Source organism: Pseudomonas sp. TE9122 (assembly GCF_056278925.1).
The window spans coordinates 3,503,386-3,517,372 of sequence record NZ_JBWBQI010000001.1; the positions used below are offsets into that span (position 1 = coordinate 3,503,386).

At 61.4% G+C, this 13,987-nt stretch carries 13 protein-coding genes and 1 pseudogene; 7 read left to right on the forward strand and 7 right to left on the reverse strand.

The genetic code is table 11. The features are described from left to right. The first annotated feature begins 16 nt into the window (after positions 1–16). The 4 genes and pseudogenes from ACZ9BE_RS15730 to ACZ9BE_RS15745 all read left to right on the forward strand — a co-directional run bounded on the left by ACZ9BE_RS15730 (position 17) and on the right by ACZ9BE_RS15745 (position 3,600). On the forward strand, positions 17–946 hold the full coding sequence (locus ACZ9BE_RS15730) for a metal ABC transporter substrate-binding protein (protein WP_056788579.1): 930 nt from the start codon (positions 17–19) through the stop codon (positions 944–946). Beyond that, entirely contained in the window at positions 943–1,794 is an 852-nt protein-coding gene (locus ACZ9BE_RS15735; RefSeq protein WP_056788577.1) for a metal ABC transporter ATP-binding protein, read from the forward strand. The genes ACZ9BE_RS15730 and ACZ9BE_RS15735 overlap by 4 nt, the downstream gene beginning before the upstream one ends. Further along, positions 1,794–2,694, forward strand: a pseudogene (locus ACZ9BE_RS15740) (metal ABC transporter permease). The gene ACZ9BE_RS15735 and the pseudogene ACZ9BE_RS15740 overlap by 1 nt, the downstream one beginning before the upstream one ends. After that, positions 2,695–3,600 (forward strand): metal ABC transporter substrate-binding protein, encoded by a 906-nt coding sequence (locus tag ACZ9BE_RS15745; protein WP_476249671.1) that lies wholly within the window; start codon positions 2,695–2,697, stop codon positions 3,598–3,600. Between the two features lie 176 nt (positions 3,601–3,776). On the opposite strand, the gene ACZ9BE_RS15750 is transcribed toward ACZ9BE_RS15745, so the two are convergent. From ACZ9BE_RS15750 to ACZ9BE_RS15770, 5 genes are all read right to left on the reverse strand, one after another. Further along, entirely contained in the window at positions 3,777–4,001 is a 225-nt protein-coding gene (locus ACZ9BE_RS15750; protein ID WP_016770808.1) for an MbtH family protein, read from the reverse strand. Between the two features lie 82 nt (positions 4,002–4,083). Beyond that, a complete protein-coding gene (locus ACZ9BE_RS15755) occupies positions 4,084–5,496 on the reverse strand; it encodes a diaminobutyrate--2-oxoglutarate transaminase (RefSeq protein WP_476249672.1) in 1,413 nt (470 codons plus the stop codon). Positions 5,497–5,638: 142 nt separating this feature from the next. Next, the gene (locus ACZ9BE_RS15760; RefSeq protein WP_460161124.1) at positions 5,639–6,124 is read right to left on the reverse strand and encodes a GNAT family N-acetyltransferase; all 486 of its coding nucleotides are present in this window, start codon (positions 6,122–6,124) and stop codon (positions 5,639–5,641) included. A gap of 216 nt (positions 6,125–6,340) precedes the next feature. After that, positions 6,341–7,666, reverse strand: coding sequence for an ATP-binding protein (locus ACZ9BE_RS15765; RefSeq protein ID WP_252886582.1), 1,326 nt, complete (start codon positions 7,664–7,666; stop codon positions 6,341–6,343). After that, a complete protein-coding gene (locus tag ACZ9BE_RS15770; protein ID WP_039759813.1) occupies positions 7,663–8,343 on the reverse strand; it encodes a response regulator in 681 nt (226 codons plus the stop codon). The genes ACZ9BE_RS15765 and ACZ9BE_RS15770 overlap by 4 nt, the downstream gene beginning before the upstream one ends. Positions 8,344–8,498: 155 nt before the next feature. Here ACZ9BE_RS15770 and dsbD point away from each other — a divergent pair, with 155 nt between their 5' ends. From dsbD to dsbG, 3 genes are read left to right on the forward strand one after another with little or no spacing between them, the layout of a single operon-like run. Then, positions 8,499–10,232, forward strand: coding sequence for a protein-disulfide reductase DsbD (gene dsbD, locus ACZ9BE_RS15775; RefSeq protein WP_476249673.1), 1,734 nt, complete (start codon positions 8,499–8,501; stop codon positions 10,230–10,232). Continuing rightward, positions 10,232–11,113, forward strand: coding sequence for a TlpA disulfide reductase family protein (locus ACZ9BE_RS15780; RefSeq protein ID WP_056788560.1), 882 nt, complete (start codon positions 10,232–10,234; stop codon positions 11,111–11,113). The genes dsbD and ACZ9BE_RS15780 overlap by 1 nt, the downstream gene beginning before the upstream one ends. After that, positions 11,089–11,859 (forward strand): thiol:disulfide interchange protein DsbG, encoded by a 771-nt coding sequence (dsbG, locus tag ACZ9BE_RS15785; protein WP_110601469.1) that lies wholly within the window; start codon positions 11,089–11,091, stop codon positions 11,857–11,859. The genes ACZ9BE_RS15780 and dsbG overlap by 25 nt, the downstream gene beginning before the upstream one ends. A gap of 30 nt (positions 11,860–11,889) precedes the next feature. Here the strand turns inward: dsbG and ACZ9BE_RS15790 are convergent, their stop codons facing one another. After that, positions 11,890–12,783, reverse strand: a complete 894-nt coding sequence (locus ACZ9BE_RS15790; RefSeq protein WP_052392168.1) for a ParB/Srx family N-terminal domain-containing protein — start codon at positions 12,781–12,783, stop codon at positions 11,890–11,892. Positions 12,784–13,072: 289 nt separating this feature from the next. Next, positions 13,073–13,885, reverse strand: a complete 813-nt coding sequence (locus ACZ9BE_RS15795) for an alpha/beta fold hydrolase (protein WP_476249674.1) — start codon at positions 13,883–13,885, stop codon at positions 13,073–13,075. Positions 13,886–13,987: the final 102 nt, after the last annotated feature.

Consider the following 13,987-nt stretch of genomic DNA (forward strand, 5'->3'; position numbering starts at 1 on the left):
AGAAGACTGCTTGCCCATGTCCATTTCATCTCCTCGCCGTCCATTGTTACGCCTGTTTCTGCTTGGCCTGTGCGCCTGCCTGTTGAGCCCACTGGCCAGCGCCGAGCAAGGCAAACGCCTGCGCATAGGCATCACTCTGCATCCGTATTACAGCTACGTCGCCAACATCGTCGGCGACAAGGCCGAAGTGGTGCCGCTGATTCCTGCCGGCTTCAATCCGCACGCCTACGAGCCTCGAGCTGAAGACATCAAGCGCATCAGCGGGCTGGACGTGATCGTGCTCAATGGCGTCGGCCATGACGACTTCGCCGACCGGATGATCGCCGCCAGCGAAACGCCCAATGTCAAAACCATCGAAGCCAACGAGAATGTGCCGTTGCTGGCGGCCACCGGTGTCGCTGCGCGCGGCGCTGGCAAAGTGGTCAATCCGCACACGTTCCTGTCGATAAGCGCCTCCATCGCCCAGGTCAACAACATCGCCCGCGAGCTGGGCAAGATCGATCCGGACAACGCCAAGACCTACACCCAGAACGCGCGTGCCTATGGCAAACGCCTGCGGCAGATGCGCGCCGACGCTTTGGCCAAACTGACCCAGGCACCCAACGCCGAACTGCGCGTGGCCACGGTGCACGCGGCTTACGACTATCTGTTGCGTGAATTCGGTCTGGAAGTGACGGCCGTGGTCGAGCCCGCCCACGGCATCGAGCCAAGCCCGAGTCAGCTGAAAAAGACCATCGACCAGTTGCGTGAACTCGACGTCAAAGTGATCTTCTCGGAGATGGATTTCCCATCCAGCTACGTCGACACCATCCAGCGCGAATCCGGGGTGAAGCTGTACCCGCTGTCGCACATTTCCTACGGCGAATACACCGCCGACAAGTACGAAAAGGAAATGACCGGCAACCTCAACACCGTGGTTCGGGCGATTCAGGAGTCAGGGGCATGACGTCGAAAGAAACCCTGATCCCTGACAACACCAATAACCCGGTGGGAGCGAGCCTGCTCGCGAAGGCGCCGGATCAGGCAACATCTTCGTTGAATGACACACCGCATTCGCGAGCAGGCTCGCTCCCACAGGGGATAACCGGGCCGGCGCTGGAGTTTGCGGATATCAGCCTGACCTTGGGGCGCACGACGATTCTCGACAAGGTCACTTTCCAGGTGCAGCCCGGCAGCGTGCATGCGCTGGTCGGCCCCAATGGTGGTGGCAAGAGTTCGCTGATCAAGACCCTGCTCGGGCAGATGCCGCATCAGGGCCGGCTCAGCCTGCACTGGCACGGCGAGCCCGGCACCATTGGTTACGTTCCGCAGGCGCTGGAGTTCGATCGCGGCTTGCCGATGACCGTCGACGATTTCATGGCCGCCATGTGTCAACGCCGTCCGGCCTTTCTCGGTTTGAGCAAACACTACGCCGGTGCCATCGGCGAGGCACTGGAGCGCGTCGGCATGCAGGACAAGCGCAAGCGGCGCATGGGCGCGCTGTCCGGTGGTGAGCGGCAGCGGGTACTGCTCGCGCAGGGCTTGATCCCGGCACCGCAATTGCTGGTGCTCGACGAGCCGATGTCGGCCCTCGATGAGGCCGGGATCCAGGTGTTCGAACGTCTGCTCACTGACTGGCGCGCGGCGGGCATCACCGTGCTGTGGATCGAGCATGATCTGGAAGCGGTGGGTCGGCTGGCCGATCGGGTCACCGGTCTCAACCGCCGCGTGCTGTTCGATGCCACACCGCAACAGGCACTGACTCCGGAGCGTCTGCTGACGCTGTTTTCCACCCATCCACGGAGCGCGGTCTGATGAGTTACGAAGCCTTTCGTTTGATGGTCCAGGGTTGGGCGTCTTCCGGTTATCTGCCGGAAGCGCTGGCCTACGGTTTTGTCGTCAACGCCCTGCTCGCCGGCCTGCTGATCGGCCCCGTGCTCGGTGGGCTCGGCACGCTGGTGGTGGTCAAGCGCTTTGCATTCTTTTCCGAAGCAGTCGGCCATGCCGCGTTAACCGGTGTCGCCATCGGCATTCTGCTCGGCGAACCCTACACCGGCCCGTACGGCAGCCTGTTCGGCTACTGCCTGCTGTTCGGCATCCTGCTCAATTACCTGCGCAACCGCACCGGGCTGGCGCCGGATACGCTGATCGGCGTGTTTCTCTCGGTGTCGCTGGCACTGGGCGCGAGCCTGCTGCTGATTCTCGCCGGCAAGATCAACGTGCACATTCTGGAAAACGTGTTGTTCGGTTCGGTATTGACCGTCAACGGCAATGATCTGGCGGTGCTGGCGATCGTCGGTTCGCTGGTCATGGCCCTCGCCCTGCCGCTGTACAACCGCATCATGCTCGCCAGTTTCAATCCGCAACTGGCGGGCGGTGCGTGGCGTAGCGGTCAAGACCCTGGATTACCTGTTCGTGATTCTGGTGACCCTGATCACCGTCGCCGCCGTGAAGGTGATTGGCGCGATTCTGGTCGGTGCCTTGCTGGTGATTCCGGCGGCAGCGGCGCGCTTGCTTAGCCAGTCGCTCAAAGGATTTTTCTGGTGTTCGGTGCTGATCGCTACCGTCAGTACGCTGTGCGGGATTCTCGCGCCGATCGTCTTTGACCTGCCGATTCCGTCCGGCGCTGCGATCATTCTGGTCGCCGGCATCGCTTTCGCCCTCGCCGCCATCGCGCGCGGCGTCGTCCCCAGCCTGAAAGGGAATCTTGGATAAATGGCTTTTTCACTGCGTAACCTGACTCTGGCCATGGCCCTGTGTGGCGTGGTCTGCACCCCGCTGCTAGCTGCTGAAAGCGCGAAACCCTTGCGTGTTCTGGCCTCGTTACCGATCACCTTTGGATTGGGCGAAGCATTGCTCAAGGGCACCGACGTCAATCTCGAACGCGCAGCGCCGGCCAACCTGCCCGGCAGCCGCCAGAACGCGTATTTCACCGGCCGTGGCGCTCCGGCGCTAAGCAAACTGGCCAACGACGCGGACGCGGTAATCGGTCTGCGTTCGCTGTGGGCCGATGACCCGCTGTACCCGATCGCCCGGCGCAGCAATATTCGTATCGTCGAGGTCGACGCAGCGCGCCCGGTCGACGGCGCCCTGCCCGGCATCGCCGTACAGCCGGGCCTGCAGGTTGATGGCCTGAACAGTCAGCCATGGCTGGCGAGCAACAACATGGGGCGCATGGCCGATGTGATGGCCGCGGACCTGGTGCGCCTGGCACCGAGCGCCAAACCTGCGATCGAAGCCAACCTGGCGGCGTTGAAACAGCGTCTGCTGAAACTCAGCGCAGACACCGAAGGGCGTCTGGCCGAGGCGGACAACCTGAGTGTGATGAGCCTGAGCGATCACTTCGGCTATCTGATTGGCAGCCTCAACCTTGAACTGGCTGGACAGGACGCACGGCCTGATGCCGAGTGGACGCCAGATGAATTGAAGAAGCTGACAGCGACGCTCAAGGACAATGACGTGGCGGTGGTGCTGCACCATCGCCAGCCAGCGGAGCCGGTGAAAGCGGCGATTGCCGAATCCGGCAGCCGCCTGGTGGTGTTGAGTACCGATGCGGCGGATCCGCTGGCGGAGCTGGAGGGGAATGTGGATTTGTTGCTCAAGGGGTTGAGCGGAGCGTAGTTTCAGTAAGTCCGCGTAATCGTTCTTCGCGAGCAGGCTCGCTCCCACAGTTGAAATGCGATCCCCTGTGGGAGCGAGCCTGCTCGCGAAGAGGCCCGCACCCACAACGTCACTCTCCAGACATGAAAAAACCCGCTGACCCTCACTGGTCCAGCGGGTTTTTTATGCCCGGTCGCTTATTGCGCCGCGACTTGCGCATCCATCTTCTGGCGCAGGCTCAATGGGCGCATGTCGGTCCAGACTTCTTCGATATAGGCCAGGCATTCCTTTTTCAGGCCGCTCTTGCCCACGGTGCGCCAGCCTTGCGGCACAGCTTTGTAATCGGGCCAGATCGAGTATTGCTCTTCGTGGTTGACCACGACCTGAAAGAGGATGTCCTCGCGGTCGAATACTGACGTCATGCTGGTTCTCCATCGCTGTAAGGTCGGCTGCACAAAGAATGCAGCCGGGTATGTAGAAAGAACGTTCGCCGCGCGGAAAAATTTACAGCGCGGTGGTGGCAGCGGCCAATGCGCGACCGAAGATCTCGGCCACCCGATCGATTTCCGCTGCGCTGATCACCAGCGGCGGCAGGAAGCGCACGACCGCGCCATGGCGGCCGCCCAGTTCCAGAATCAGGCCACGCTTGAGGCATTCACGCTGGACCAGCGGCGCCAGACGCGCGAATGCCGGCGGATGACCGAGCGCGTCGGGCGCGCCGTTCGGGTCGACCAGTTCGACGCCGAGCATCAGGCCTCGACCACGGATATCGCCCAGTTGCGGGAAGTCGCGTTGCAGGATGTGCAGATGTTCGCTGAGCCGATCACCCATGGCAGCGGCGTGTTCACAGACCTTGTGCTCTACCAGATAACGCATCACCGCTGAACCGGCGGCCATGGCCATCTGATTGCCACGGAACGTGCCGGCATGGGCGCCCGGTTGCCAAGTGTCGAGCCAGTCGCGGTACACCACCACCGCCAAGGGCAGGCTGCCACCGATGGCTTTGGACAACACCACCACATCCGGAACGATGCCCGCATGTTCAAAGGCAAACATCTTGCCGGTGCGGGCGAACCCGCTCTGGATCTCATCAACGATCAGCGCCACCCCGGCCCTTTCGGTAATTCGGCGCAAGCCACGCAACCACTCGATATCGGCCGGAATCACCCCGCCCTCGCCCTGCACCGCTTCGACGATCACCGCCGCCGGCAATTGCACGCCAGCCTCGGGATCGTTGAGCAGGTTTTCCAGGTAGCTCAGATTGGCGTTGACGCCCGCCGCGCCGCCGAGGCCGAACGGGCAACGGTAGTCGTAGGGGAACGGCATGAACTGCACGCCATTGCTGAGCAAGGCACCCAGTGGTTTTTTCGGCCCCAGGCTGCCCATCAGGCTCAACGCACCCTGACTCATGCCGTGATAACCGCCGGAAAATGACAGCACGGTGCTGCGGCCAGTGGCCGTGCGCACCAGTTTCAATGCTGCTTCCACGGCGTCGGTGCCGGTCGGGCCGCAGAACTGGATTTTCGCCTGTGCCGCCAACTCCGTGGGCAGCAGTCCGAACAGGTCCTGGACGAATTGATCCTTGACCGGCGTAGTCAGGTCGAGGGTGTGCAGCGGCAACTCATCGGCCAGCACCTGCTGGATCGCCTCAATCACTACCGGATGGTTATGCCCCAGCGCCAACGTGCCGGCCCCAGCCAGGCAGTCGATGAAGATACGCCCTTCGACATCCTCGACATACAGGCCCTTGGCACGCTTGAGCGCCAGCGGAATACGCCGAGGATAGCTGCGCGCGTTGGACTCCTGACGACTCTGGCGCGCCAGTAACGGTGATTCGTTGAATTCGTATAACGTTTCTGCCGGCGCCGAGGCGACCCGGGCCGACGACGCTTCGATAAGACTGGTGGCGACTGACATCTCTCGACCCCTCAATTCGCTATGGATAGTGACCAGAACAGCACACCGACAGGTGCGCGTTCCGGTCGCGGGGCGCACTTGCAGGTTTTCCTGTTCTGGAAACGCTTCAGCGCGGTACGGATTTACACCCTTGATCGAGTTGTCAGGCCGGTGAGGACAAAGGTTTGTGCAGCGGCACGGTCTGCACGCCGGTGGAGAGGCCGGGTGGCGCTGCCTGTTGGTAACCCAGGTGCCGATAGAACGCCTCGGCGGTGCGGGTGCTGTTGAGGTGCACATGCTGCACACCACGAATGCGCAACCAACCCTCGAGATTGTGCATCAGCGCCCGGCCGACGCCGCGACGAAAGGATTCAGGCTGGACGTAACACAGCAGGATTTCGCCACTGACCCGGGCCATGCCGACACCGACCGGTTTGTCTTCGAACGAAGCGATACAGAGATAGAAGTGTGGGTCGGCGAGCCGGCTACCGATGAAATCGGCGGAGGAGCGGTTGAGCCAGTCGCTGACGAGAAGTGGATGGTTGCGGTGATCGAGAGCACATCCGATACGGATCGAGCGCTCGACAATACGGTTGATGATGCCGGTGTCGGCCAGAGTGGCCGAACGAACGCAGACGGGTGCTTCCATGGCGCAGTTCCCTCAATCCTTTGAGTCAAAGCTGGGTTGACCTTAGCCCCAACCCTGACGGATAGCGAACGCCGAGAAGTTACATTTGATGTGGAAGAACGTGATCATTTGTGGGAGCGAGCCTGCTCGCGAAAGCGTCAGGCCAGTCAACGTCGATGTTGAATGACTTACCGCATTCGCGAGCAGGCTCGCTCCCACAGGGGATCTGAGGTGAGATCAGAGGGCTTGCAACGGCATGGTCAGTTCGACCCGCAAGCCATCCGGGCGGCTGTCGAAATGCAGCGCACAATCACAGCGCTGAACAATCGCCTGGACAATCGCCAGCCCCAAGCCGCAACCGGTGCTCTGCCCGTTGCGCCAGAAGCGCTGGGTCAGATGCTGCAAATCATCCGGCGCAATGCCCGGACCATGGTCACGCACGACAAAACGCACGCGATTGCCGATGTTTTCCAGATGGACCTCGACCGCGCAATCTTCAGGCGTATGGCGCAAGGCGTTGTCGAGCAGGTTGCGCAGTGCAGCAATCGCCAGCACCGCAGGCATTTGCAGCGGCGCGGCGGACAGGTCGTCCGGCACGTGCAGTTTGATCCGCAGCCGCTCGCCGCCGGTGGCGTCCTGGATCGCCAGTCTGGCCACTTGCTCGGCGCTGCATTGCGAGCCGTCATCAAACGACAGACTGCCTTCGACCCGCGCCAGTAACAGCAATTGCTCAAGGGTGCGATGCAAGCGATCGGCGCCCTCCTCGGCGCGCGCGAGCGACTGATCGCGGGCGCTGCCGTCGGTCATGCGCGCCACTTGCAGGTGGGTCTTGATCGCCGTCAGCGGACTGCGCAGTTCATGCGCGGCGTCGCCGGTCAGACGACGTTCACGTTCGATGGTCTTGCCGATGCGTTGAAACAACTGATTCTGAGTTTCCAGCAACGGCTTCAATTCGCTGGGAAACGCCTGCAACTGCAATGGTTCAAGAGAGTCGGCATTGCGCCGCATCAGCGCCTCGCGCAGACGATTGAGCGGCGCCAGGCCCTGACCGATGCCCAGCCACAGCAGGCACAGGCAACCCAGCAAGGCCACACCGACCGGCACCGAAGCAGCGAGCAGAATCGACATGTTCAAGGCTTCGCGCTCGATCTGCCGATCCGCCGTAGTGATGCGCACATCGCCGCGGGCCAGGGTGAAACTGCGCCACGGGGCGCCGTCGATCATCTGATCGTGGAAGCCCATTTTCTCGGCTTCCAGCGCTTGCTCGGGGTTGTTGTGGCTTCGCGCGAGAATCTCGCCGCGCAATGAGCTGACCTGACAAGCCATGCCACCGGGAATATTCAGCTGTTCTGCGCTGAAATGGGTGCCCTCGCCCTTGCTCGGCAGCGTCGGCAATTGCTCGAGCAAACCGGCGACCATGCGCGCCGAGGCCACCAGACGCTGGTCGAGGGAAAACATCATCTGATTGCGCAGGTCGCTGAGCATCCACGCCGCCGCCAGCGCCCAGATCAGCGCGAACGCCGCGCCAAGCGTCAGGCTCAGGCGCAGTCGCAGACTCATCATTTGCCTTGCTCTGCGCCATCGGCAGGCCCGAGGCGATAGCCCAGACCGCGCACGGTTTCAACGATGCCTTTGCCAAGCTTGCTGCGCAGATGATGGATATGCACGTTCAGCGCGTTGCTTTCCAGTTCGTCGTTAAAGCCGTAGACGCTGTCCTTCAGTTGCTCGGTGGACAGCACCCGGCCGCGATTGTGCAGCAGCGCCTGCAACAGCGACTGCTCACGGCGCGACAGGTCCACCGGTTGCCCGGCCAGACGGGTTTCGCGGCTGCTCGGGTCGTAGGTTAGCGCGCCGTGCTCAATCAGATTGACACTGCGCCCGGCCACGCGGCGCAGCAGGGTTTGCAGGCGAGCGAACAGTTCGCGCAGGTCGAAAGGCTTGAGCAGATAGTCGTCGGCGCCGGCCTGCAGACCATCGACACGATCGGTCACCGAGTCACGGGCAGTTAGGATGAGAACCGGAATTTCCAGGCCGCTCTGCCGCAACTGTTGCAGCAACTTGAGGCCATCTTCGTCCGGCAGGCCGAGATCGAGCACCATCACATCGAATTCGGCGACCTTGAGCATCGCCCGCGCCTTGGACGCGGTGTTGACGTGCTCGACGGTCAGACCCTGAGCCGTGAGCCCGGCAACGATGCCGCTGGCAATCAGCTCATCGTCTTCGCAAACCAGTACGTGCATGGTGAATCCCACAGGAAAAAAGCGGATTAGGCAGTTGGCCGATTAAGCTGACATTATGGCGCCCAACGTCACTGCGACAAGGGCATGGCGGTTAATCATCGGTTAATCGCCGCTGCCCATTGTGCACCTCACTTGCACAGGGACAAGGCTTCTCCATGCGTCATTTTTTTGTTTTGTTTGCGTTACTGATCTCGGGCCTGGCCCAGGCTGGAAACAATCCTTTCGATACGAAACCGGACTTCTTGCCGGTCGACCAAGCGTTCGTGTTGACTTCCGAGCATCTGGATTCAGGCGAAACCCAGCTGTTCTGGCAGATCACCGACGGCTACTACCTGTATCAGAAACGCCTGAAATTCGATGGACTGGCCGCCGATCAGCAGCCGGTGTTGCCTGAAGGCGAATCCCACAGCGATGAGTTCTTCGGCGAGCAGCCGGTGTACCGCCAAGGGCTGGAAGTAAAAATCCCGGCGGCGGCCAGCGGTCAGATCAAAGTCAGCTATCAAGGTTGCGCCGATGCCGGTCTGTGTTATCCACCGCAAACCAGGGTGATCGATCTGGGTGGCAAAGCCGCAGCAACAACAGGCGCTGAAGCCCCGGATCAGGCTTTGGCCAGCAGTCTGCAACAACGGGCGCTGGGCTGGAGTCTGCTGGTGTTTTTCGGACTTGGCCTGCTGTTGGCGTTTACCCCGTGTTCGCTGCCGATGCTGCCGATTCTCGCCGGGATGATCGTCGGCAGTGGCGCCACACCACGGCGCGGGTTTGCCTTGGCCAGCAGCTACGTGATCTGCATGGCACTGGTCTATGCGGCGATGGGCGTGATTGCTGCGCTGCTCGGTGCAAACCTGCAGGCGTGGTTGCAGAATCCTTGGTTGCTCGGCGCATTTGCCGCCATTTTCGTGGTGCTGGCATTGCCGATGTTCGGCTTCTTCGAACTGCAACTGCCGGTGGCCCTGCGTGATCGCCTTGAACATGCGTCGCGCAGCCGCAGCGGCGGCAGCCTGATCGGCGCCGGCGTGCTGGGCGCATTGTCCGGTCTGTTGGTCGGGCCGTGCATGACCGCGCCACTGGCCGGCGCGCTGCTGTACATCGCGCAGAGCGGTAACGCGTTGCACGGCGGTCTGATTCTGTTTGCACTGGGCATCGGCATCGGTGTGCCGCTGTTGCTGCTGGTCACTGTGGGCAACCGTTTCCTGCCGAAACCCGGCGCGTGGATGAATCTGCTCAAGGGCATATTCGGCTTCCTCTTTCTTGCCACTGCATTGTTGATGCTGCGCCCGGTACTGGACCCGTCGTTGTGGCTGGGGCTGTGCGGCGCTCTGCTGTTGATCGCCGCTTACAGCGCTTGGAAACAATCCGAAGGTTTTGGCCGCGTCGCACAGATGTTTGGCGCGCTGTCCCTGTTGCTCGGTTTGTGGGGCAGCTTGTTGGTGATCGGTGCGGCGGGTGGCAGCGATGATCCGTATCAGCCATTGCAGGTCTACAGCGCCGGCCCTGTCGCCAGCGCAGCGCCGACGGGCCACGATGCCTTCAGCACAATCAAGGAACCGGCCGTCCTGCAACGCGAACTCGACGCGGCCAAGGCCCAGGGTCAGTGGGTGCTGCTCGATTACTACGCCGACTGGTGCGTGTCGTGCAAGGTCATGGAGAAGAAGGTGTTCGGTGAAGCCAAGGTCATGCAGGCCCTGAGCGATGTGCGCCTGCTGCGCCTGGATGTGACCGCCGATAACGCCGCCAGCCGCGAGCTGCTCAGCCGTTATAAAGTGCCGGGGCCGCCGACGTTCATCTGGATCGGCGCCGACGGTGAAGAACGCCGCAGCCAGCGCATCACCGGCGAGGTCGATGCCGAGACCTTCCTGCAACGCTGGTCCACCACCCGAGACGCCAACTGATGCTGACGTTCACCCTCGGCACTTTCGCCATCGCGCTCAATCACCTGCTGCTGATCAGTGCTCTGGCACTGGCGACGTTTGTCGGCTGGCGAGTGGCCAAGCGCGGCGGCGAGAACCCCGAGTCGGCGCTGTTCAGCCTGTTCTTGCTGGGCATGCTTGCGGCGCGCATTGCGTTTGTCGCGCTGTATTGGTCGCACTATCGCAATGACCCGTGGCAGATCATCGATCTGCGTGACGGCGGTTTCCTCGCCTGGCCCGGGGTCATCGTGCTGTTGCTGGCGGCGTTGTATCGCGGCTGGCGCCGGCCTGCTTTGCGCCGTCCGCTGGGCTTCGGCGTGGTCAGTGGCGTGGCGTTATGGCTGCTTGCCACCCTGTCGCTGAATATCTACGAACAGGGCACCCGGCTGCCGGATATTGCCCTGCGCAACGCCGCCGGGGAAAAGATCAAGCTCAGCGACTATCAGGGTGGCCCGCTGGTGATCAACCTGTGGGCGACCTGGTGCCCGCCATGCCGGCGAGAAATGCCAGTACTGGAGAATGCTCAGCAACAGCGCCCGGATCTGACGTTTCTGTTCGTCAATCAAGCCGAAAGCATGCAAAGCGTGGCCACGTTCCTGGAAACCCAGGGCCTGAGCCTGAACAACGTGCTGTTCGACCGCGGCGGCCGTCTCGGTCAGGCCGTGGGTTCCATGGCGTTACCGACTACGCTGTTCTATAGCCCGGACGGTCGCTTGCTGACCAGCCATCTCGGTGAACTGTCGAACGCCAGCCTGGCCCGCGCTCTGGAAACCTTCGACACTTCACCTTCAAGCCCGAATCAGGCCGTTGCCCCGGCCAACTCTGCAAGGAAACTGCCATGCCCCGCCTCCGCCACCTGCTGACGCTGACCCTGGGCACTGCCCTGCTGCACTTGCCGTCGGTGCAGGCCGCTGAAGAACTACCCGCAGCGATCAAAAAAATCGAAGCCAAGGGCGCGAAAATCGTCGGCCAGTTCGACGCCCCTGATGGCCTGCGCGGGTACGCCGCGCAATACCAGAATCGCGGCATGGCGCTGTACCTGACCCCGGACGGCAAGCACGTCGTGGTGGGTAATCTGTACGACGCCGACGGCAAGGACCTGAGTAGCGAGCCGCTGCAGAAACTGGTCTACGCACCGATGTCCAAGGAAGTCTGGGCCAAGTTCGAGGCGAGCAACTGGATTCAGGACGGCAACAAGGATGCACCGCGCACGGTGTACCTGTTCAGCGATCCGAACTGCCCGTACTGCAACATGTTCTGGGAACAGGCGCGACCATGGGTCAAGGCCGGCAAAGTGCAGCTGCGCCACATCATGGTCGGCATCATTCGCGAAGACAGCCCGGGCAAATCAGCCGCGCTGCTGGCGGCGAAAGACCCGGCCAAAGCCCTGCAAGATCATGAGAGCGCCGGTAAGGGCAGCGCCCTCAAGGCGTTGAAAGACATTCCGGTCGCCGTGCAGAGCAAACTCGCGGCGAACATGCAGTTGATGGAAGACCTCGAACTGCAAGCCACCCCGGCGATTTTCTATATGGACGACAAAGGCGAGTTGCAACAACAGCAAGGCGCGCCATCGCCGGACAAGCTGGTGAAGATTCTCGGGCCGAAATAGTCTTCACAACCACTGACCGGTGCGGGTCTATCAGTACTCACACCGCTCGATAATGTCCTGCAAGTGCTCGGTGTTTCCCTGTTCCGTGAGAAAGCTTGTCACCTCAGCGCACCACGCTTGGTCTGAAGGAATACCGGCCCAAGCGTGCGTCCCTGCCCAATGCCAGGGACGGTCGTCAAACGTATTGATCAGCGCCTGATTGAATGTGTGAACGTTGAACTTGGGATGTCTCGCGTTCTGCAACATCAACGAACCGAACACGCGCTGTTGCGTTGCTTCGCATGGTTTGACTTGCTGGGCTTTGGTCGAGCTCAGGACAATGAAATCAGGTTTGACACCTTCATCGAGCGCGGCCTGCAGTCTGTAATGTCCATCGATGATCACGTAAGAACACAGTCCGCCCACATACCAGAGCAGGATCGGCGGCAAGCTGCCCTCCCTGGCTTTTTTGCGCCACCATTTGAGGCGACCTGCAAAAGGGTCCACCGTGTGCAGACCGATCAAGTGTCCCAAATCCCAATCAAGCCAATGCACGGTGTGCGGTTGCACGTTGTCGAGAATGCCCTCGCCGCGCGCGTACCAGTTGGGCAGATGGCTGGACGCCTCGGCCGGGGTGGAAAAATACCAGCCATCCGGACCGGCAACGGGTTTGTATCGGCTAACTGCTGGCAATAAAGGGCGCGCCACCCAGTGGCCGGGATAGAGAAAGTCCGCCTGATTGTTCATCAACTGGTTTATGAAATAGCGACACCAGCGCGGGAAGCGCTCTTGGACGGGTAATTCAAAGTGCTCCTGAACGTCAGCCGAAACGATGGGGGGCACGGATGGCGATTCCAGTTGAACGGGCCGCGGATTGCGAACCAGCCAAGCACCGTAATATGAGGTGGCAATGGTCGCCCAGAAGAGTGGGCTTTCATTGAGCATCAACTTCATCCGCCCGTTGTTACCACTTTGCAGATGAAGCGGCGGTTTGCTTGATTTCGGTCGGTTGAACCTCAATACTCAACCCAACCCACTTGTCCTCAAGATCCCTGAGGTCACGCCACCAGAACTGTTGCACGTCATTCCCTTATCAAATGCTTTTATAGATGAGTTTCACACTCGTGACTGCATGGTGACCTGAGAGGCCCCTTCGCGAGCAGGCTCGCTCCCACAATGGAATGCGATTAACTGTGGGAGCGAGCCTGCTCGCGAATGAAGCTCACTCGGTGTGTCAGTTGCGCTCGCGGAGAAACGCCAGCAGCGCCTCAGTGACAAACCCGGGATTCTCCAGATTGGAGATATGCCCCGCCTCCGGCACCAGCACACACGGGCAATCAATCAACTCAGCCATTTCCCGGGCTTCCGAGGGTGGCCGTGGTTTGTCCTGATCACCGCACAGCACCAGCGTCGTCGCCGGGTTCAGCTCGCCCAAGCGTGGCAACAGGTCGTTGCGGCCAAACGTGATGCGCCCCATCGGCACGATGCTTTCGCGCAGACGCTCGGGCGAGTAGCTCTTCAATTTCGCGCGGAAGTCCTGATACAGCGCCGACTGCGGGTCGATGCCCGGGCGGAAGAAGATCGGTACGACGATGTCGAGCAATTGTTCGGAGATAGTGCCGCTGTCTTCGATCTGCTTGAACAACGAGAAGTAATATTGCCGGGTCGGTTCCGGCTCGACGCCGACGTAGGTGTCCATCAGCACCAGACCGTTGAGACGTTGCGGTGCGGACAGTGCCAAACGCGCGCCCCACATGCCGCCGACGGATAGTCCGACGAGGGTGACGCGGTCGATGTCCAGGTGATCGAGCAAGGCCTGCGCCTGTCGGGCGATGTCGTCCAGCGATGTCGTGCCTTCAGGTAACTTGCCGGAATCGCCATGGCCCCACAGATCCAGGGCGATGACGCGATAATGCGGGGTCAGCGCGGCGATCTGCGGCGCCCACATCGCTTGATCCCAGAGATAACTGCCAGCCAGCAACACGGCGGGGCCGGTGCCTTGATCAATGTAGTGCAGTGCTTGTCCGTCAACCGTGAAAAAGGGCATCGACCACCTCCGCGAGAAAGAACAGAACCGGCAGACTGAGCTGCCGGTTAATGATCGTCAAGGATGGAAATGTACGGCAATGTACAGACGCCATTCGCGAGC

Coding starts and splice junctions, on each gene's coding strand:
- ACZ9BE_RS15730 (WP_056788579.1), top strand. CDS start 17: ATGTCCATTTCATCTCCTCGCCGTCCATTGTTACGCCTGTTTCTGCTT.
- ACZ9BE_RS15735 (WP_056788577.1), top strand. CDS start 943: ATGACGTCGAAAGAAACCCTGATCCCTGACAACACCAATAACCCGGTG.
- ACZ9BE_RS15745 (WP_476249671.1), top strand. CDS start 2,695: ATGGCTTTTTCACTGCGTAACCTGACTCTGGCCATGGCCCTGTGTGGC.
- ACZ9BE_RS15750 (WP_016770808.1), bottom strand. CDS start 4,001: ATGACGTCAGTATTCGACCGCGAGGACATCCTCTTTCAGGTCGTGGTC.
- ACZ9BE_RS15755 (WP_476249672.1), bottom strand. CDS start 5,496: ATGTCAGTCGCCACCAGTCTTATCGAAGCGTCGTCGGCCCGGGTCGCC.
- ACZ9BE_RS15760 (WP_460161124.1), bottom strand. CDS start 6,124: ATGGAAGCACCCGTCTGCGTTCGTTCGGCCACTCTGGCCGACACCGGC.
- ACZ9BE_RS15765 (WP_252886582.1), bottom strand. CDS start 7,666: ATGATGAGTCTGCGACTGCGCCTGAGCCTGACGCTTGGCGCGGCGTTC.
- ACZ9BE_RS15770 (WP_039759813.1), bottom strand. CDS start 8,343: ATGCACGTACTGGTTTGCGAAGACGATGAGCTGATTGCCAGCGGCATC.
- dsbD (WP_476249673.1), top strand. CDS start 8,499: ATGCGTCATTTTTTTGTTTTGTTTGCGTTACTGATCTCGGGCCTGGCC.
- ACZ9BE_RS15780 (WP_056788560.1), top strand. CDS start 10,232: ATGCTGACGTTCACCCTCGGCACTTTCGCCATCGCGCTCAATCACCTG.
- dsbG (WP_110601469.1), top strand. CDS start 11,089: ATGCCCCGCCTCCGCCACCTGCTGACGCTGACCCTGGGCACTGCCCTG.
- ACZ9BE_RS15790 (WP_052392168.1), bottom strand. CDS start 12,783: ATGCTCAATGAAAGCCCACTCTTCTGGGCGACCATTGCCACCTCATAT.
- ACZ9BE_RS15795 (WP_476249674.1), bottom strand. CDS start 13,885: ATGCCCTTTTTCACGGTTGACGGACAAGCACTGCACTACATTGATCAA.